The sequence below is a fragment of the Pirellulaceae bacterium genome (assembly GCA_029243025.1).
GTDB lineage: Bacteria > Planctomycetota > Planctomycetia > Pirellulales > Pirellulaceae.
The window spans coordinates 81,852-102,017 of record JAQWSU010000015.1 but is presented as its reverse complement, the minus strand read 5'-3'; the positions used below and the strand labels follow the sequence as shown (position 1 = coordinate 102,017).

8 protein-coding genes are annotated in these 20,166 nt (G+C 52.2%); 4 read left to right on the top strand and 4 right to left on the bottom strand.

Annotated elements, in window-relative coordinates:
* Positions 1–475: 475 nt before the first annotated feature.
* Complete coding sequence (locus P8N76_06410; GenBank protein MDG2381289.1) at positions 476–6,907, bottom strand: lamin tail domain-containing protein; 6,432 nt, start codon at positions 6,905–6,907, stop codon at positions 476–478.
* Positions 6,908–7,509: 602 nt separating this feature from the next.
* Here P8N76_06410 and P8N76_06405 point away from each other — a divergent pair.
* Both P8N76_06405 and P8N76_06400 read left to right on the top strand, forming a co-directional pair.
* On the top strand, positions 7,510–8,895 hold the full coding sequence (locus P8N76_06405; GenBank protein ID MDG2381288.1) for a hypothetical protein: 1,386 nt from the start codon (positions 7,510–7,512) through the stop codon (positions 8,893–8,895).
* Positions 8,896–8,940: 45 nt separating this feature from the next.
* The gene (locus P8N76_06400; protein MDG2381287.1) at positions 8,941–10,245 is read left to right on the top strand and encodes a Gfo/Idh/MocA family oxidoreductase; all 1,305 of its coding nucleotides are present in this window, start codon (positions 8,941–8,943) and stop codon (positions 10,243–10,245) included.
* An 87-nt stretch (positions 10,246–10,332) separates the two neighbouring features.
* Here P8N76_06400 and P8N76_06395 read toward each other — a convergent pair whose 3' ends face one another.
* Complete coding sequence (locus P8N76_06395; protein ID MDG2381286.1) at positions 10,333–13,017, bottom strand: hypothetical protein; 2,685 nt, start codon at positions 13,015–13,017, stop codon at positions 10,333–10,335.
* A gap of 1,059 nt (positions 13,018–14,076) precedes the next feature.
* Here P8N76_06395 and P8N76_06390 point away from each other — a divergent pair.
* Both P8N76_06390 and P8N76_06385 read left to right on the top strand, forming a co-directional pair.
* Complete coding sequence (locus P8N76_06390; GenBank protein ID MDG2381285.1) at positions 14,077–14,769, top strand: hypothetical protein; 693 nt, start codon at positions 14,077–14,079, stop codon at positions 14,767–14,769.
* A 27-nt stretch (positions 14,770–14,796) separates the two neighbouring features.
* Positions 14,797–15,285 carry a hypothetical protein gene (locus P8N76_06385; GenBank protein ID MDG2381284.1) on the top strand — a complete coding sequence of 163 codons (489 nt, stop codon included), beginning with the start codon at positions 14,797–14,799 and terminating at the stop codon, positions 15,283–15,285.
* 34 nt (positions 15,286–15,319) lie between these two features.
* On the opposite strand, the gene P8N76_06380 is transcribed toward P8N76_06385, so the two are convergent.
* Both P8N76_06380 and P8N76_06375 read right to left on the bottom strand, forming a co-directional pair.
* Positions 15,320–16,759 carry a DUF1501 domain-containing protein gene (locus tag P8N76_06380; protein MDG2381283.1) on the bottom strand — a complete coding sequence of 480 codons (1,440 nt, stop codon included), beginning with the start codon at positions 16,757–16,759 and terminating at the stop codon, positions 15,320–15,322.
* Between the two features lie 3 nt (positions 16,760–16,762).
* Complete coding sequence (locus P8N76_06375) at positions 16,763–19,960, bottom strand: PSD1 and planctomycete cytochrome C domain-containing protein (protein ID MDG2381282.1); 3,198 nt, start codon at positions 19,958–19,960, stop codon at positions 16,763–16,765.
* Positions 19,961–20,166: the final 206 nt, after the last annotated feature.

The window sequence follows — 20,166 nt, the reverse complement described above, 5'->3', positions numbered from 1 at the left end:
GCCCTTCCTCTGCATCGGTGTGACCAAATTCACCATTGTCATAGTCCAGCCGCCCAGAAATTCCGGTTCATCCCCAAACGTAAGATTTAATGGCGTAAAGCTCGTACCATTAACGTCAAAGGGATCCTCAAGCGGATAGGTCCCATCGAGCGCGTTATTATCTCGTTCCCCAGTGAAGGCAAAAGCTTCCACAACGGTCCCAAAATTACTGACGTCCTTCTCCTCCTCGAGTTCACCAGTCCACCACAAGATGTCTGCACCGTGCGAGGCCAACGGAACGAAAAGGGTCAGAAAGAACGCAGTCGTTAGAGTTCGCGAGCAAAACACGGGTCGCCTCAACAATTGATTTAGCAACAAAAAAAATGCCGCCCTCAGAATAACACCGACGCCAACTCCAGCAAGAGCTGATTTGAACAAAACCTTTGACCTGGCAACAAGCACTCACTCAATAATCGGGTTCACGCCAGGCACACATTCACGGCTCGAGGAATATTTTTTCAAGCTCTGAGGACGCAAAAAGTTTGTCGAGCTCCGCACCGTTAACCCGTCCAAACCACTGCCTGTCCGATTCGCGAGACAGGGCTCCACGAGAAAGGCTATCGGCAGCGATCAACGTCCTAAAGTGACCGTCGATCAAACCCACCTCTCGAGGTTCTGGTGTTGCGAGCAGGAATCGTTCCAAACCACCATTGGCTTCGTCTGTTCGTGGGCCTGCCATCTCGTCAATCCAATGGAACGTCAAATTAGTTGCGATCACCTGGGAAGGAATCGTTTTTGCAACTGCACCTGGGAGATAGCTGCCCGCTTGGAAAGCGGCCACGAGATCCGAGGAATCAAACTCACGGTCGCAATTCCAGTCACCGGATGCCCAACCGGAGTTCCCGATGACTCCGTCTTCAAATTCGCCAGCAACAAAAATGGTCACCAAATCGGAGGAGTCAAAGACGCCGTCTAGGTTAGCATCACCAATCGGTACTCGAAGCACGCGATCAAGTAAAAAGGACATATCCGCAGTATCAATCAATTGGTCTCCATTGAGATCAAATTGCGGCGCGTCAGTACCCACCGCGACACAAAGAAGATCGATATCAACAGAATTCATGAGTCCGTCGTTGTTAAAGTCTGCGTTTACCGTGGACATGCGCCCCGGAGACGGTGCCGCTGCAAGCCAATTCGTCGGCTCGTTGCCATAGCCAGATAGTACAACACGGGTCAGTGAATCTCCCCGACCGTCGGCATTGACGGGCCATGGGGCGAGGTCATCGTAAAGAACTTCGTCCTCCATCACATGCGCATCAATGGTGGCATCATAGCTGAGCAATACAACCCGATCATCACCGTTGCCAAGTTGCCCGGAAAACCCACCCGCTAAGATTGTTTCTACGCCTATTTCATAATGTGCCCGGAAGGCCGCCAAACGGTCAACGTTGCCCGCACTGTTGGGATTAAATGAAAGCACAAGCATCGATTCACCAGCCGCCAGAATTTGGTCGTTCAAATCGATATCAACGCCGCCACGTAATTCCCAGTCGCCAAGGTTAATCGCAACGTTAGTCCTATTCAGCAGCTCGACGTACTCCAAATCCTGCAACTCAATTTCAGGATAAAGACTAACTGCCTGCTGAGAAGGATTCCCCGAATGGTAATTAATTTCTGAAATAACGACACTGCCGACCGTCGGTTCCGCGTTTTCGCTACCGAGTGTAGTTTGAGACATAGGTGCCATACGTGGCTGCCCAGCCGTGTTGACAACGCGCCCAAACGTTTCACCCAGCCGAGCAGCACGAAAATGAATTTCGTCCACAAAGGACGTTACACCACTCTCCTTGTCACCCACCACTAACCAGACATCGTCTCCGTTGCGACTACTAAGACCAAAGTGGTTTGAGTTCGGTTCAGCAGGTGAGGGATTGAAGTCGGCTTCGCTGAATACCACATATCCGTTTGCCGGCAACACCGTGCCAACCGGGATCATAAATTTAAAGAAATCATCGCTTGAATCACTCAGATACCAGCCGCCAATATCGAGATTTGTCGGCGACCCATTGCGCAATTCAATTGAGTCACCCACCTGCCCACGATTTCCATCAGGTCTTGTGAGAACTTCATGAATCGTTACAGGAGGAGCGAGCGAACCCCTTCTACCCGGCGAACCACCGACATCGGCGCTTGAACGCCAATGGTAATACTTCCTGGCTTCGCTCAAACTCTGATTTTTTGAAATCAACTCGAGCGAAGCACCATTACCATCCGGCGCTTCGGGCCATGGATCGCTATCTTCATAATTGATTGCCAAATACTCCTGACCCGCGATATTGGTCAGCGCGATTCGTTCGCCGCTGTTCGCCAAGCCACCACTCCACTGCCCCAAGATGTTGGCTCCTTCCCCGTAACGGATCCGAAACGCCTCGGCGTTCCGCACGACAACACCAAATTCATTCGGCGCAAGTGAGACATCGGGAAAATCAAATGAGACTCCATCCGAGAGCGCTAAACCCGCAATCCCCACACGCTCATTTTCATTGGTGTTGTGGATTTCAACAAATTCAAAATCGTCTGCACCGATCGCTGGCATCACAGATGCCTCAGCAAGAGTTGGGGGAAGCGGATTGTAATTCACCTCAGTGAGCGCAAGATTTTCGGGCCCTGCCGGGTTGACCACATAAGTAACTGATTTAACCGGCCCCCACACACCGTCAGCAAAACCCCGTGCCGTTACCGTTGTCGTCTCACCGATCGCCAGATTATCCGAGAACAATTTTGCCGCCTGATGAATTGCCCCACCCGCGGCACGAGGGTCGGAGCCGTCGGTGGTAAAGTAAACATCGTTCGTTCGCCCTTCCTCCCGCACAAACGCAACCAATTCCGGCGAAACGATCAAATCGCTACTCGAAGCCGAACGATTCATGCCCTGAATCGCCAAAACGTTCAAACCGTCCCGCCGCAAAATGGATTTTGCGTTGAACAGCCTGTACTCAACAACTCGATTTGCCTCGCTTGAACGTGTCGCGCGAGAATCCCAAGCCAACTCATCGGGCGCATTCTCCGAAACAATTTTCGTTCCATTTAAATAGGCAACAAATCCATCATCGAATTTCATTCGCAATGCCATTTGATTAATCGCATCCAACTCAAGTGAAGGATCCAGCTCAAATGGAAAACGCGAATAGAATGAATTAGTTTCAGTACTCCCATCACCATCCTGATCCATGCGCTTTTCAGGCGGCAGATCCTCACTCAGCAGATCAATTCCGATCACATTGCCATTACCTGTACTTTTTTCGAACCCCACGCCACCTGATCCGACGATCCAATTGCCATCGTCAAAATCTGGGGCTGTCCATTGAGGGGATTCACCAAGCGAGGCGGCATCGAGACTTCCATCACGGGGAACAAACGCGGTTGCCGCGCCGCCCTCAGAAATCAGGAAATTCTCCAAGCCTTGGGCCAAATTTGCAGTTAGCACGACGGACGAGTTTTTCGCTACAACACCACCGCCGGGACTGAAGTCCGTGACCGTCAGCGGAGAGGCAAGTCCAGCATTCCGGAAGTTATCCAAGGTTTCGACATGCAGTCGGGGCATGTAGTTGTCGCGAACGTTAGCAACCTCAGCTCGCCAATGGTCGACCGTAAGCGTCGGCACCCGAATACTGGGACGGCCCGAGTCAACGGTGATTCTTTCACCCTCACGTGCGTCGCCCCAACGAGCGGACTCAGCAATGATTGCAGCTTCCATCATGGCTGCTTGCTCGTCCCAACGGGCTTGATTCGCAGCTAAGCTGAGTGCGCCTCCTTCTGCGAAGTGCAACGCAACACGATCAGCAAAACGCAAGTTGAACGAATCCACATTGGTGCGGAGCAAATAATAGAGTTCGGCTGGCGTGTTGCGGTGATTACCGGCTCTGCCAACATCCGTCAGATCACGAAAACGCCCATCGATTGCAATTTCTTGATCCCAGACATAAAAACGAAACCCATCCCCCGGATCAACTCGATTTCTTGATGCATACCAATTGTGGTGAGGCCAATCTTCTACGCCCCCATAGAGATGCAAGATCATGAAATCAATCAAGCTATCGACATCGAGCAAAGCTGGATTCTCGGGATCTGTCGAGCCATCAGACCGTTTGCCCTGCAACCGTTGATAGAGATTCTCCGGATTATCAGCACTCCGCAAGTCGCGAGCCAAACCGAACATTTTGGTCCAAGCAGTGCGCTGCCCGCTGTCGAGTTCATTGAAATCCTTAACAATATCCCAATCTTCCCGCTCGCCACCCAAGTACTGCGACAAGAAAGCATCGTCGGGTCGTTCTGCCGGGTTATAGATGCCCCAATACAATCCGTTTACATAAAGGTGAACGTAAGTGTTATGCGTCGAAGGATGCCCCATCGCCATTTGCGTATTACGCATCCAAACATCGCGCATGTACAACGAGTCCATCGGACTGTAGCGATTTGCCGCTGTCCTCGTGGCAAACGCATCCGTAAAGTGAGCTCGTAAAACTAGCGTATTGAAAACTTCGTTATCAGTATCCTCGAATAGGGGAAAGCGGAGGTTACCGGGCCCGTATTCATTCTTGAACAACAATCGAAATGAATGCTTTTTAAGACGCACATTGTCACGGCTTGCATTGCCATGCATCTGTACACCCGCATTAAGCTGAAACTGCTCACCGGTCTGCGGGTCAAAATACTCAACGGAGCCCGCTCGCCGATAGCGTGTCCCGCGTTTGGTCGCATCGCGGTAGATCCCGTCTGCCCCCCAGAGGTCTTCATGTTCCATCACTATTGACATCGTGGGTATTGACTTCAACGATTCTCGAATGCCAAAGTCATTATTATCGGGATTGTCATCATCCCATTGGGCCACCACTTCGGGATCCATTTCCAAATCCGCTGTCGCATTCGCCTGCCAACGCGTCGGATAGGTAGGCGCGTTGGGATCATTGAAAGGATCTTGCTTCAATACGCTATCCAAAAAGACGTAGGTCTGTGTATCGATATTGGTAGGCAAGTGATTGTCTTTAATCGCCATCGCTCGAAGAGAAGTTGTCGAAGTAATCGGAACTGTGGCCGATGTCGACACACCCGCTCCCCCTTCAACTCGCGTACCGTTTGTCTTGCTCGGAGCACTACCATCCACCGTGTAGATGATCGTTGCTCCTGGCGTTTCGGTTGTGATTTCCACGTCAAAGGGCTGATCAAAAAACCCTCGGTCGTGGCTGAATGAGGTGTCGCGGACAACCGCTTCGAAGCCGGGATTATTGGGAAGCCAAGGAGTTGCGGGCGAGAAATACCGCGTCAAACCTGCGCCTGTCGAACTTGCCACTAACCTCGGCACCAGCACAAAATCCAAGTCATCGGCCGAAGAGTTTAGTCCTTGAATTGCCAACACATTCGGCGTCCCTGGCTTCAATAAAGGAATAAAATTAGACAAACCAAACGTTTGCACTTCGAGTAATTCACTCTCGGACCACTCGCCGATCGCGACCGCATCGTGTCCAAGCGGCGTCCCAACACTGCCCGGGGCATTCTGCCGAAGGATCTCTGTTCCATTCAGGTAGGCTACAAACCCAGCGTCAAATTGCATTTCCAAATCCAGGGAATCCACCTCGACCGTGGCGGGCAAAAATGGAACCCGCGAAAACAAAGTCGATGATTTTTGATACATCTCATCTCGCACATCCGTCTCGATTAAGTCATCCCGCCGCGGACTACTTATCTCCAACGAATTGAGAAACACACCGTGTGAAGTGCCCCCGGTGCGCACACCTTCGATCACCAAACGCCCGTCGCTCGACGACGTCAATAAGGCTGAAAATGAATGAGAGTCGTGATCCGTTGGCAGATCTGTTCCGTCGAAACTGTATTCAGTGATAATCGCCTGATCACCAAGCACCTCAGTCCAAGTCGACACACGATCGCCCGGACTGCTTGCGTCATAGGATCGAAATTTCACATCGTAGGCTTGATTGGGCGCTAGACCATCCAGCTCAATCTGCAAACCTGGACTTCCGAAAGTTCGATTCGCGAAAAGAAAGTCGTCATAAAGCTGCGCATAGGTAAATTCTGGCGGCAGATCGACCGGTTCTGAACGATCGCGATCATCAAGCCGAGCTTCCCCGATCGGCGAAATCGTAACACGAACGCCATTCACAACGGACCCGCTGTCTGAGATTGCAAACGGCGTAAATCCAACTTCCGTATCAACAGCCTCCGCATCCCCGCGTGTTTCGTCGTTAAAGTCGAGTCGAATGAGTTCCTTCAACGATCCATCACTGAATTCCCCATAACCAATCGGAGCCTGAACTGCGGCCCACTCGCTCGAGTCAAAATCGGTAGCCACCCAATCGTTCCCAAGCGAATCATCTTGAGGAACAAATGCCGAAACGGTCGCACCACGCGGCACGAATTCAAAGCGTTCAACTCCAAACTCAACTCCGTACGACACATCCTCATCTTGTCGCTCATATTCGTTATTCGTTGGACCATAAGCGCTAACCACCGTGACCCCATCAGGCTGGACAAGAGCAAGATAATCGCCCTCGGCATCCAAACTAAAGTTTGTATGCAGCTCTTCCGGGGGCTTTGCACATTGAACTCCGGGATATTCGCAACTCGAAGCAAATACCACCAAGTGCTGCCCCGCCTCCAAAATGGTTGACGGAAAGGTCCATTGACTCAATTGATCAGCATCATCCGTGAGGTGCCACCCCTCCAAATCAATTGCGCTATCACCCGAGTTGAAGATCTCGATCCAGTCAGCCGCTTGATCGCTGCCTGTCAGCAAAGAATTGTTATTGTCTGCCATAAACTCCGAAATGATCGGCAGGCCCGTAAGCAGATGGCGAGGCTCCAAAAATTCCACCCTTAAGAGTTGGCGTCTACCGTTTCTCCTGATCTTCATCTTCACTCCCGATTTTCGACCGCCGCCACCATTCAGAGCGCTACGCCTTGAGTCTAACTATCGATGCCATTTAACGCGATTCCGAAGCGGATGAATCAAGGTGAATATGCCTTTTTATTTCCCGGGTACCCCCACCGACAAGCGGCACGGCGGGGTGGGGCCAAATGTTCACCCTGCTTAGCCCACGCACCTCTTAAGACCTGCTGAAATCAACCGGCTCGTTTCCATGAATAAGAACGTGTCTCCCGCATTGAAAGCGGCCATGTCCGTAAGTTCACTCGCCCCCAGCTCGAAAACTCTTGATGGCAGGCCATCCCTGCTAACCGATCCCCCCAAGGAAACACCAGGGATTGGCAGGGTCGATATTTTTTCGGTGCCAAACCGATGGGAGCCAATGGACTGGCAACTCGCGAATCGAAGCGGCCCATGTTAGCATGATTCTCAAATCAGCGAGGACGAGCCGAATCCCACGATTCCGCCTTGCCGATCAAAAGGCGATTGAGCTTGCACTCGGTTGTCTAAATGATGTTTTCGTTGCAGTTTGCGGGGGTGCGCAGCGGTTACCTCGTGGCCGCATCAAGCAGGATTTGAAGGCGTCACTCATGCGGCAAACATTCCCAACACAAAAGCTTGGCTGTGTATTCTTTTCCGCGGCCGCCCTGCTCCTCCTAACATTCCGCACTCCGGCAGTTCAGGCGGAAACCGCCTGCAACTACAATCTGAAGGTTGGGTCAGCAGCGTTCAGCATTGATGCGGATGATTCAATGGTGCTTTCTGGCGGAATTGGGCCACGTTATGCAGAAGGACAAGAGGGTGAGCTTCGAGCCGTCGCTGTCGTCATCCAAGGCCCCAATGCCAACAAGGTTGCCCTGGTTAGCTGCGATGTCTTATTTACTCCCGCGGACATCGTCGACGCCGCACTTACTGAAATAGAAATGAGCACTGGCATCCCAGCAAGCCATGTGCTGGTCAACGCCACACACACCCATCATGCTCCTAGCACCAGCCGTGTGCACGGGTGCGAGCGCGAAACAGTTTTTTGCGATCGCCTGCGTAAGGCGATCGTAAAGTCCGTACAACATGCCAATACTGCCGCGTCTACCAACGCCTCCCAGTTCCTCTTCCATCTAAGCGAAGAAACAACGGTCGGAGCCAACAGCCGACTGCTCTTAGAGGATGGAAGAATCCATTGGATCGGACCACGATCTCAAGCAGCTCGACCCACCGGCCCGTTCGATCCTCAATTGCCAGTTTTGGCATTTCGTGGCAAGAGCGGCAAATATCAAGCGATTATTTACAATCACTCAACACACACGATTGGCACACGTAACGGCAACGTTCGATCACCCAGTTTCTACGGATTGGCAGCCCAAGAATTGGAGCAACAACTGGGGACCCGCGTCTGCTTTCTGGAAGGTGCCTCCGGATCAACCCACAATATCCAGGGGGTTCCAACCGCTGTGGCGGTCGATCGCATGAAAACGGTGATTCTCGACGCGCTCCAACTTGCGACTCCGCAGACCGTAAATCGGATTAGATCTCAAAAGCGCCGTTTTGAATATAAAGTGCGAATTTTCGACGAGTCAATCGAAGACAAAAAGGTAGCCTCCTATGTCCGCAAATACCTACCCTCGCTCGCTGACGATACGATCCGCGTTTTCCGTGAAATGCGACGAGAATTAAAACCCCACCAAACCCAAACCCGTGCCACGACACTCCAAACGATCGTGATCGGGGACGTCGCCATTATCGGGATCCCAGCTGAATACTTCACCGGATTAGGGTTGGAGATTAAACAGAGATCTCCTTTCAAGCATACCTACATCGCGGAGTTAGCCAACGACTGGATCGGATACCTACCAGATCGCGAAGCGCATCGTCTTGGCGGCTATCAAACCTGGATGGGTCTCCATTCGTACGCCGAGATCGGTACAGGAGAACAAATGGCAAACGCCGTGATCCAGATGTTACAAGAACTCGGTCCTTAATTCGCACTCACTTGCGAGATCCTTTTGCAGCGGAGTAACAAAACCATGAAACGCAGCTCCTCACCGGCATCCGTATCGCGACGCCGTTTTTTAAAAGCAGGCGTTTTAACATCGAGTGCAGCATTGACACCCTACTACCCGAGTGTGGCTCAAACAGGCATTTCATCGAAAACCGATCGTCCTGTCGTCGGCGCCATCGGCATGGGTGGACGAGCGGGTGGCATCACGCGACACGCTCGTGAGTTTGCTGACTTCACAGCCGTCTGTGACGTCGACAGTAACCGTGCCAACGGATCTCTGGGACTTACCGAAGGGAAAGGAACATCCTACGGCGACTATCGAAAATTACTCGATCGCTCGGACATTGAGGCCGTGATCATCGCCACTCCGGATCACTGGCACACAAAAATCTCGATCGACGCCATGCGAGCAGGTAAGGATGTGTACTGCGAGAAACCGCTCACCCTCACGATTGACGAAGGTAAGAAGATCTGCCAGGTCGTGAAAGAAACGGGAAGAGTCTTTCAGGTCGGAACGCAACAACGGAGCGAATGCGGCTTGAATTTCTTGACCGCCATCGCAATTATCCGCGCAGGTCGAATTGGTCGGATCCGAAGAGTCGAAGTCAATCTGCACAAAGGGCCTGGTGGCGGACCATTTCAAACGTCGCCAGCCCCGACACACCTTGATTGGGACAAGTGGCTGGGCCAGGCTCCACGTGTGGATTACATTGCAGAACGCTGCCATGGGCAATTCCGCTGGTGGTACGAGTACTCCGGAGGAATGCTGACCGACTGGGGCGCCCATCATGTAGATATCGCCCATTGGGGCATGGGCATGGACAACACAAGCCCCACCCGCATTGACGCGAAAGGCACGTTACCCACGATTGAAAATGGTTACAACACGGCAACCGAATTTGAGATTCAGTGTGCTTGCCCTAATGATGCCGAAATGATCATTCGCAGCACTGCCGGAGAAAGTGTGGGGGTATTATTTGAAGGTGAAAAGGGGCGTTTATTTGTGAATCGCGGTCGCGTCAGCGGCAAACCTGTTGAGCAACTCTCAGAGAACCCGCTGCCGGAAGACGCAATCAAAAAAATCTACGGTCCCAGGCAACCAGGAAACCACATGCGGAACTTCTTCGACTGCGTACGATCGAGAGATCAACCGATTTCCGATGTCTTCTCGCACCATCGTGCGTTGACAACTTGTCATTTAGCCAATATTTCTTTGCGACTTGGCCGCAAGCTAAAATGGGATCCAGTGGCAGAAACGATCGTGGGCGACGCCGAGGCCAACAGTTGGCTCAGTCGCCCCCAACGAGCGGGCTACCAAATCGAAGCTTAAAATTTATTGAGTCATCCAGGCGACTCCAACCGAACAGCGTTTTATTTTTTCTGCCGGTGGAATTGCACCGGACTGTCGATTGAAAACTCAGTGTCGCCGGCGACGGTACAAGATGAAAACTGCGCCGAGCAACACGGAGGATGTCGCCATCGTCGGTTCGGGGACAATAGCCGTGGCCTCACGTGATCCGATCTCATATCCACCACCCACGAAGGCCAGCACCAGATCGCCGCTGTCGAAATAGCCGTCCCCCGTCCAGTCACCTTGAGCCCAACTGGCGAATTCTCCCGATTCGTACTTATTGGCTCTGAACACAACCACCAAGTCAGTCGAGTTAAAGGCACCATCCAGATTCGCGTCACCGATATACGAATTGAGTATTTCCGGACCGTTGACGTAGGCCTCAATGTCCGCCGTGTTCACCAAATCGTCGCTATTGACATCAAACGCACCGCGATTCGTGCCCGCTCTCACCTCCTCAAGAAGCCTATCAAGGTCGACTACCGTCAATTGACCGTCACCATCAAAATCGAAAGGATTGCCGCCGGAGAAATAGCTACCCCCAGCCATCACGTTGGCAAAGTGCAAAGAAATTTCATCTGCGGACAAAGCACGCTCCCAGATCGCGACTTCGTCAATGATTCCAGAAAACGGCTCTCCCCCATTCGGACCCACATTCCCAATCGTTGCCATGGCACCACCGCCACTGGAGATTAAGCTTCCCGCTCCCAGTTCAACCGCCCAAAGTTTCTCACCATCGATCCAAATCGCCTTTTCTCCGGTTTCACTATCAAAGCTCGCCACAAGATGATGAGTTTCGCCATCAGCGATGTCATCGACCGTTGGACGTCCATCTTCTCCGTCAAGAGGCATATCGAGTTCGCCATACCCATCGACGTTTAATCCGAATGAGAGCACGGGGCCTGAATCGACGGGCGGATTCGCTCCACCGTTGTTTCCGTCATCTTGAAAAGAGAACAATAGCCGATTGCCCCCATCTTCTTTTCGGAATACCTCATCGTAATCGCCACCCAACCAATCCGATTGAATGAGCGCTTCGATGGTAATCCCTCTCTCGAACGACAGATTATTGTCGTCACCCGATCCCACGTTGACTGCGTCACCAGCGGTATTATTGAACAAGGCCGCACCTTCGCCAACGAGTCCGTCGGTACGCTCAGCCGTCGCCTCGAATGCGCCCAGGTTTCCGCCTGGCTGATCTTGAGCCACATCCGTTCCCACCGAAGCCTCGTCAAAGTTCCAATACGAAACTAAACCGTCTTGACGATCAAGTACAGGATCCGCAACTCGCAGGCGAACATTGCGAAATAGGCCGTCATCCCAGAACGTACTGCCCGGTCCACTCAAGATGCCAAGTGTCAGGTAGCGTGCATCCGTAGGCAGCGAAATATCAAACGCCTGTGACTGGCTCTCCTCACCGCCGGCAGCCGGTAGATTATGCGTGGTCTCACGAAGGTCGTCGACACGTTGTCCGTCGACGTAGACGAGTCCCTGTGTGATACCAGCCGCTTCCGTTACGTCACCGATGCTGCCCCAGGAACCATAGCTTCCCGTCAGGCGCAACGGTCCCGATGCATCACCCATGATTTCGGAGCGGACGTCATCGAGATCATAGGTAATTACCCAGTTCGCATGCCCGCCGAGACCTTCGTGGGCCACATCGGCCTCCCCGTCTCCCTTGACCCAAATATTCCCACCGCGACCGTATTGATTCGAACCGAATGCGCCGGCCGTGCCGCCATCCACAATAAAATCCTCCACATCAATCGTTGGCCCGTTTCCGTCCGCTGTATAGGCAACAACACTCGCGCCCACTGAATTCGGAACTTGTCGAATAATCTCAACCATCCCATCGGGCGTTGAATGATTATTCGCAAAACTACCTCGTCCCAATACGTCGGTACTCAGACTGACGTTCACGCTTCCCGGCCCCTTTGGAATCTCTGGCAACTGCGGTGGATCGGCTCCTTTGCCGGCATCGTAATGAGCCTGGATACGTGCTGGCTCCAGCGCGTAATTGTATAACGCCACTTCGTCGAGCCACGCCGTCGGACTTTGTTCGCGATTGTCTTGGCCAATGTAAACCTGGTTATCTCGATTAATCAACTCGCCAAATATCGGATTCATCCCAGCCGATTGTGTTACCTCGGCCTCTTCACCGTCGAGATACAAAAGAAAGTCACCCGAGTCGATATCCCACGTCGAGACCACATGCACGATTTCCCCCGCTTGGATCTGCCGAACACTATCCAGTGACGCAAAACCTTCATCGGTCTGGATATGCGGGCGTATGAATCCTCCGGGCCCCGCGTAGACCATCATGTTGAAGTCGAGCCCACCATCGCCATCCCCAACAAGATTGACAAATCCAGTGGGCAAGCTCGCGAAGGATGTCCAAAACTCGACAGTCGAACCCGCGCCACCAACCCCGAGAACGTCATCGAATTTTTCGAATGGCTCGGTAATCATTCTCCCACCGGGACGAAATAGTGTTGACGAATCAGACTCACCCGAGACCAGACTGGACTGCCCCAGTTCCACCTCAGCCGTGTAAAGACCATGCGCGATGTCTTCCTGACCAAGTAATCCCGTATTCTCCGAGATGTCACCGTCGGTTTCGCCCAACCGCCAATAAGCGACTGGTTCGTCTGCCGACACAGCTTCGTGATAGGTTCCCGCAGCGGCGTCCTTCGCGAATGCGATGGTCGCAGCGATCGTCATCAGCCGTAGCATTAGATAGGATCGTCGCATGGCATGCCCTCAATAAAATCGGTGACAAATTCGTAGTTTAGGCTTTCCGCATTTCATCGCGCATTGGTAAGAGTTCGTCCATTCGGCACGAGCACCGCCCAGGCACAACCTACAAAATATCTATTTCCCGCTCAGAATAAAGAAGAATCTCAGGAAAATATCCTGGTTTGACCTTCGCGATACCTCCGCCACGGAATCGAACTGAAGGCATCCGCCTTGGCCCCTTGGATAGAACGATCAAAACCCCGTAAACGAGGCAATGACCAGGGATCAGAAACGGGGCAATATTCCGCATCAGGAACCAGTGACAAATCCCGCATCCACCCAACCCAATCTTCGCGATTAGCATCGTCGGTCGGCATGGTTGCTAATCCGATTTGCTTTGTGACCTTGGCAATGGGCACATTGAATAACGCGATCTTCCACGATCCATACCCATGTGTCCGATGCTCATGAACTCGTTTCGTATCGTTTCGGTTTCTCGGAACCGTTTTGCATTGGAAAAATCTCCCTATCGTATCGAAAGGAATTGATCCAGCTCCAACAACACCTGCGCGATCCAAGAATCCAGAAAATCCCACCGTTCAACCGACGACAAGCCTATCGAAAAGGCAAAGGAAATCACCGGACCTCCGTGAGGCACGAGAACAGGAGTTTGAATGTTGGTCAAATTCTAAAATTTAGAAGACTGAAACGACGATTTGATCCGAGCGGCAAACGGCTATCCACATTGGTGGCTCGGTCGGGAACGATACCAGGGCGTCGCGCATTGGAATCCACGCAGCTACCTCTTCGCGGAGACTGCCGCCGAGGGGCGAACGAGAAAGCCAGGAATTCCCAGCTCATCCCTGCCGGTAGATGTTAATTCTCTAAAACTCAAAAACGATCCGGCCATCACTTCCGAAGAACAGCCTTCGAGAAAAAACCGACAGCAACTCGTAAGACGGTCAAAAATGACGTGATCTTGGCAGATTTCATCCTATCTAAGACCGAATTCATGTTTATACTTCATTCTCACCTACGCACTTCATGGATGGTCGAAAAAAACAGAGAATTCTCATGCCATCACGAATCATCACCTTTTTATTATTTGTTGGGTTCGGTCTCATACCGATGGAGATCTGCGCCTCGATCCTGACAGGCAACATGTGGGTAATGGATAATGCCACCGGCAACGAGGATGGGCGAATACTGACAATCACACCCGCGGGAGAGGCGGCCGTAGCAATTACGGCAGCCGAGATTGACGCGGCCCGAACTGCTGCGAACGACGAATTCCCGGAAGGAATGGGCGTTCGGTTTACCGATAATGATATCGTGTTTGACAACTATGGAAATTTCTACTTTACGGAGAATGTTTCCGACGGACTCTTTCGCCTCAACGAGAAGACTGGACTTGTGCAACTCGTCAAAGAGTCAGATATCCTGGCACTGACACAAAACGATGATCCGAACCTTTACAAGGCCAAACCAGAAAAATTGGCAGCTGGCAGTGGCAACATGCTGTACGTGACCGAGAAGGAATCCGGCTCCATCTTGGCAGTTGACCGCGTCACTGGATCGGTGAGCGTACTCGTGTCACAGACCGATTTCACCAATTCGCTTGCCGTGGAGGAAATCAAGTTAAGCGGTGGGATCGCGTTATCTCCCGACGAGACAAGACTGTACGTCGTGAATGATTTCGGTGATGACTCGCTGATCAAGGTTGACATCAGCGGGCAAACACCGGTCATTACCGAACTCGTTAGCTAGGCTGATTTCCCAACTGGGGAAGCGGATTTGGAACGCTTCATCACCACGGCCCCGAACGGTGACATCATCTTGGTTGACGAGGAAACCGAGGACATCTTCCGCGTGACACCTTCGGGTTCTTTATCCATCTTTTTGGCAGAGACGCTCATCGAAGAATTGGTGGGCGGCGACAATCCTGAATCCGACTACGATCCAGAAGCGGGGATTGATTTTGATCTGGATGGCAATTTCTTCCTTGCGCAACGCGAGTCACCGAGCAGCATTCTTAAATGGACAGCACTCGACCCACTTGCAGGGACCATCCATTCCGACAGTGGCGTTATTTTCGCAACGCAAGCAACCATTCTCGAGGACATCGACATGCTAGGCAACTCGGTGGATTTCACGGGAGGTTTCACGTTTGTCCCAACCATCGCAACGGATCCTCGAACCGTTCCCGAGCCTACCGCCATCGTTATCTGGATCTTACTTGGCTGCGCCGGCTCCACCATCAGCTGGTACCAACGAAAGCGTTAAAAGGCTCTCAACGCATTCAACAGTCGACCATCCCTTACACCAGTAATTTGCGAACGACCTTGCCGTGAACATCAGTCAATCGAAAGTCACGGCCCTGAAATCGGTAGGTCAGCTTCGTGTGATCAAAACCCAATAAATGTAAGAGAGTTGCGTGCAAGTCATGCACGTGTACTACGTCTTCGACGGCATTAAAGCCGAGTTCATCGGTGGTACCAAGCGTCATCCCCGGCTTCACACCGGCGCCCGCAAGCCACATGGTGAACGAATTTGGATGATGATCGCGACCATCGTTACCTCCGCCTTGCACCATCGGTGTGCGGCCAAACTCCCCCCCCCAAATCACCAATGTATCTTCGAGCAGCCCTGACTGTTTCAGATCTTTGACTAAGGCCGCGCAGGCTTTCTCCGTATCTCGACAGTTCTTCTTCAGCCCATTGACCAAGTTACCGTGTTGATCCCAGGCTTCATGCAACACCTCAACAAACCTCACGCCGCGTTCGACCATTCGACGTGCCAACAGGCAGGAATTTGCAAAAGAACTTTTGCCGGGCTCCGCGCCATACATCTCGAGCGTTTCTTTTGATTCTTGCGTCAGATCCATCAATTCGGGGGCAGCCAACTGCATCCGAGTGGCCAGCTCGTACGAATTAATACGAGTGGCAATTTCTGGATCACCCACGAGATCCAAATGTTCTTGATTAAGATGACGAATTGCTTCCAGCGATCGTTGTTGGATCTTTTCGTCGATTCCGCCGGGATTCGATAGATACAAAACAGGGTCTCCCACGCTACGAAACAAGACGCCCTGATGGATCGATGGTAGAAAACCGGAACCCCAGTTGGAAGCACCCCCGCTGGGCCCCTTCGACCCGGTACTAAAGACAACAAAGGCCGGAAGATTCTCTGATTCACTTCCCAAACCGTAGGTGGTCCAGGCACCCAAACTTGGACGTCCATATTGTTGGGACCCGGTACTCATCAAGATTTGGCCAGGCGCATGATTGAAAGCGTCAGTTTTCATTGAGCGGACAATCGAAATATCATCGGCCACCTCCGCCAGGTGCGGCAATAACTCTGACATTTCAGCACCCGACTGTCCATGTTTCGCAAACTTAAATTTAGGCCCCAACAGCGCCGCATCTGGCTCGATAAATGCTGCCCGATAATCTTTGATCAATTCCGCAGGTGGTTTTTGCCCATCATGTTTTGCTAACGTCGGTTTATGATCAAATAACTCCAATTGACTAGGAGCACCCGCCATAAATAGATAGATAACCCTTTTCACCTTGCCGGGAAAATGCGGCTGTTTGGGAGCCATGGGATTCAGGGAAGCCGTGCTATCGGCCCTGGAAAGATTCCCACCGAGCTGGCTCAATGCCATGGCACCAAGCCCCACCTGACATTGCTGCAAGAACCAGCGACGACTCACCTGCCTGGGATCCCGATTCCGATGGAGATGCGATTGGCAATTCATGATTTATTCTTTCGTGATCGTTTCGTCCAGATTCAACAGAACTCTTGAAACAACGGTGTAGGCGGCCAATTCCGTTACCGTGGTATCGGCGGCCAGATCCTTGGGAACCTTCGTACCTCCGGTGGCTAACTCAATCGGATTCACCCAGCCCTCGGAAATGTAATCGACTTGGTTCGCCAATAGCCCCTGCAACCTTTCCAACTCACTTCTGGACGGCTGGCGAGAAAGGACCCGCCGAAACGCATATCGGAGTCGATCTTCGCTGGAATCACCTCCAGCCTGAAGCGTGTGTTTTGCGAGTGCACGAGCACAATCCATAAATTGTTCTTCATTGAGCCTAATCAGCGACTGCAAGGGCGTGTTAGAACGCTCACGCTGTACGCAAGAAAAATCGCCGTTCGGCGCGTCAAACGTTTGCAACATTGGGAAGGGAACCGAACGGAATTTGAAGATATAGACACTTCGTCGATACTTCTGATCACCGCCTTCAACATCCCATACTTTGGGGCCATAACTGACGGGCGGATTAAACAAAAACTCCGGAGCCGGTGGATAAATACTTCGTCCACCCATTTGCGGGTTGAGCAGTCCGCTGACATGAAGGGCGATGTCTCGCACGATTTCGGCATCAACACGAAAGCGAGGACCACGAGCCAACCATCGATTTTGTGGATCCTCTTGATACGCCGCCAAGCTTGCCCGCGACGCCTGCTGATAAGTTGCCGAATTGCAAATTAAACGATGAATGTGCTTAAGTCGCCAGCCGGAATCCATTAACTCACAGGCCAACCAATCCAATAGGTCCGGATGGCTCGGCGGATTAGCCCGTACACCAAAATCCTCGGGCGAATCAACCAGTCCGATCCCAAAATAGGCTTGCCAGATTCGATTAACGATCACACGGGCTGTGGTCGGAGAGTCCTTATCAACCAACCAGCGAGCAAAAGTCATCCGTGAGCCGTCCGCGTCTTCAGGCAACGAATGCAGAATTTCTGGAACACCAAAATCCACCTCGTCGGTCGGCTGCAGCCAATCCCCCCGCTTGAACACGCGGGTCGGGCGGATTCGATCGTGAGGCGACTCCCCAGTGCGGGCCGCCAGCGTCAGCGTCGGTGTCCCCTGAGGAAACTGTCGCCAAAGCGACTCAATCTGTTCGTTCACTTTCTGGAAACCTGGCACGGTAGTCCGCCAATAGCGAAAGAGCTCATTCACTTGTTGAGTCGAACGATCCGCGACCGGAATTTCAAAAATGTTACGTACATGGTCGGGAATAGGATCGGCCCCAGCATTTGGTTCTGCCGTCACGCTGAGTCGAAACCTACCCAAATTGAAATTTTGATTGTCGTCAGAATTGTCACCCCCATGGGCCTGTTGAAGTCCGATCTCCAGCTTCATACCGTCGGCAAAACGAAACGGTTCTTGGAGAACAAAGACTGCTTCACGTGGCACATTGCGCCGACCTGGCCCCGCATCGATTCCCCAAGCCGTATCAGCGTCTCCGTCAATCGCGAACTCCACCGGACCATAATGCCGCGTATCGCCGTCCTTGCTTTGTCGCCGTTCCGACTGAAATTCTGGCTCAAGTAACCGATCTTCGTTAGAAAAATCAGCGGTTGCCTTGGAGAATTCAGCTTTCACGATCTTGGTCGAATCATTGGGGTCGCTTGCTTTGATTTGAAATTCGCTCAGCGCTGACATTCCGTAGATCGAACGCCCCGGCCCACTGCAAGGAAGATTTGGATCGGTAAGCTGCTCTAGCTTAAATGCCGTCACCTCAGAAACCTGCGTTGATCCAGTGAACTCGGCCGTCCATTGCGTAGGTGCGTAACTTGCCGCTCGCAGCGATCCATCATCATAAAAATAATAACGCACGCCATTGTCACCCGGCTTATTCGTGATCTTCACCACCGTCCATTCGGGTTGATCATCTTTGACAGACTCTTCCCAACGGCCCATTTGTTCTCGCCAGTCAGGATTGGCATGCTTAAGCTGCGTTTCCAGCGATTCAATTTCCCGATTCACTTTCTCCAACAGCACTCGCTGATCAACCGGGTAATAGATGCCTGAAGCTTCGTGGTCGTTATTAAGAAACGAGAAAAGCTGGTAATACTGTTTCTGGGTAACAGGATCAAATTTATGGTCATGACACTGGGCACATTGGATCGTCAGCCCCAAAATGCTCTTCCCGATACAATCCATCCGATCAAATAATCCCTCAGTTCGGAATTGTTCTGGATCAACTCCGCCCTCTTCATTGAGCATCGAATTTCGCAAAAAGCCGGTCGCAACCAGATCACCCTCAGATCGCTCTAAAATCAGATCACCCGCAATCTGCCGGATGACGAATTGATCGTAGGGCATGTCTTGATTCAACGCATTCACGACCCAGTCTCGATAAGCCCAAACAAATCGAGGCTTATCCTTCTCGAAACCGTCGGAATCGGCATACCTGGCTGCGTCAAGCCAGAGTTTCCCCCAGCGTTCACCGAAGTGCTTCGAGGCTAACAACCGCTCTACTTGACGACAACTCGCCTTATCCGAGTCATCCTTGAGAAAGGCATCAAGCTCTGACAGCGACGGAGGCAAACCAATTAGGTCGAGTGACAAACGTCGCAACAATGCCTCCTTACTCGCCGGAATCGCAGCGGCTACGCCCATCTCGTCAAGCTTTTCCAATACGAATTGGTCGATCGGGTTACGGACTTTCTCCCCTTCCGTAACCGTTGGCGGCGCGGGACGCTGCGGAGGAACGAATGCCCAATGGATGCTCGGCTTGTACGCCATCGCGTCCGGCCATTTGGCACCTTGATCAATCCACTTTTCAACTAACGCTACCTGTTCCGCGGAAAGCGGTTCTTCATCAGCGGGCATCTGCTCGACGGATTCGTGGCTTCCTGTCAAAACTTGGACCAAACTCGATTTCGCACCACTCCCCACAATCAGCAGCTTTCCGTTATCCCCCCCCCGCAAAGCAGCATCCCGAGAATTAAGCTTTAGACCCGACTCGCTTTTCTCATCGCCGTGGCAGGAATAACACTTGGCAGCAAAAAGAGGCTGAATCTGATCGGCAAACCCCACCGTTTCAGATTTTGGAGATGAACCCGCCAGGGTGGAAGATGGCGAATCTTGAGCACAGAGAGAGTGCCCCCCAAGGCACAACAGCACGACCAGGCAACGAAGCAGTGAAATGAGGCCATTCATACCAAGCGTATCCTATCCCCAAGCATTGAGAATCGAGCATCCGAACCCTACTCTATCATCCACTGACTCAATCGTCGAATTGCGGCTGACTTCTCATGAGGGGCGGGTGAGCCAAATAAACAGTCAGCGACCCGAGCCAGAACAGCAAAAAACCGCTTCGCTTAACGGTCAGTACCCCATAGACGCCAGCCCATTTTGCCGAGACC

Excerpts from the sequence above, each read along its gene's own strand:
- P8N76_06410 (MDG2381289.1), bottom strand. The coding sequence starts at position 6,907 with ATGAAGATCAGGAGAAACGGTAGACGCCAACTCTTAAGGGTGGAATTT.
- P8N76_06405 (MDG2381288.1), top strand. The coding sequence starts at position 7,510 with ATGCGGCAAACATTCCCAACACAAAAGCTTGGCTGTGTATTCTTTTCC.
- P8N76_06400 (MDG2381287.1), top strand. The coding sequence starts at position 8,941 with ATGAAACGCAGCTCCTCACCGGCATCCGTATCGCGACGCCGTTTTTTA.
- P8N76_06395 (MDG2381286.1), bottom strand. The coding sequence starts at position 13,017 with ATGCGACGATCCTATCTAATGCTACGGCTGATGACGATCGCTGCGACC.
- P8N76_06390 (MDG2381285.1), top strand. The coding sequence starts at position 14,077 with ATGCCATCACGAATCATCACCTTTTTATTATTTGTTGGGTTCGGTCTC.
- P8N76_06380 (MDG2381283.1), bottom strand. The coding sequence starts at position 16,759 with ATGAATTGCCAATCGCATCTCCATCGGAATCGGGATCCCAGGCAGGTG.
- P8N76_06375 (MDG2381282.1), bottom strand. The coding sequence starts at position 19,960 with ATGAATGGCCTCATTTCACTGCTTCGTTGCCTGGTCGTGCTGTTGTGC.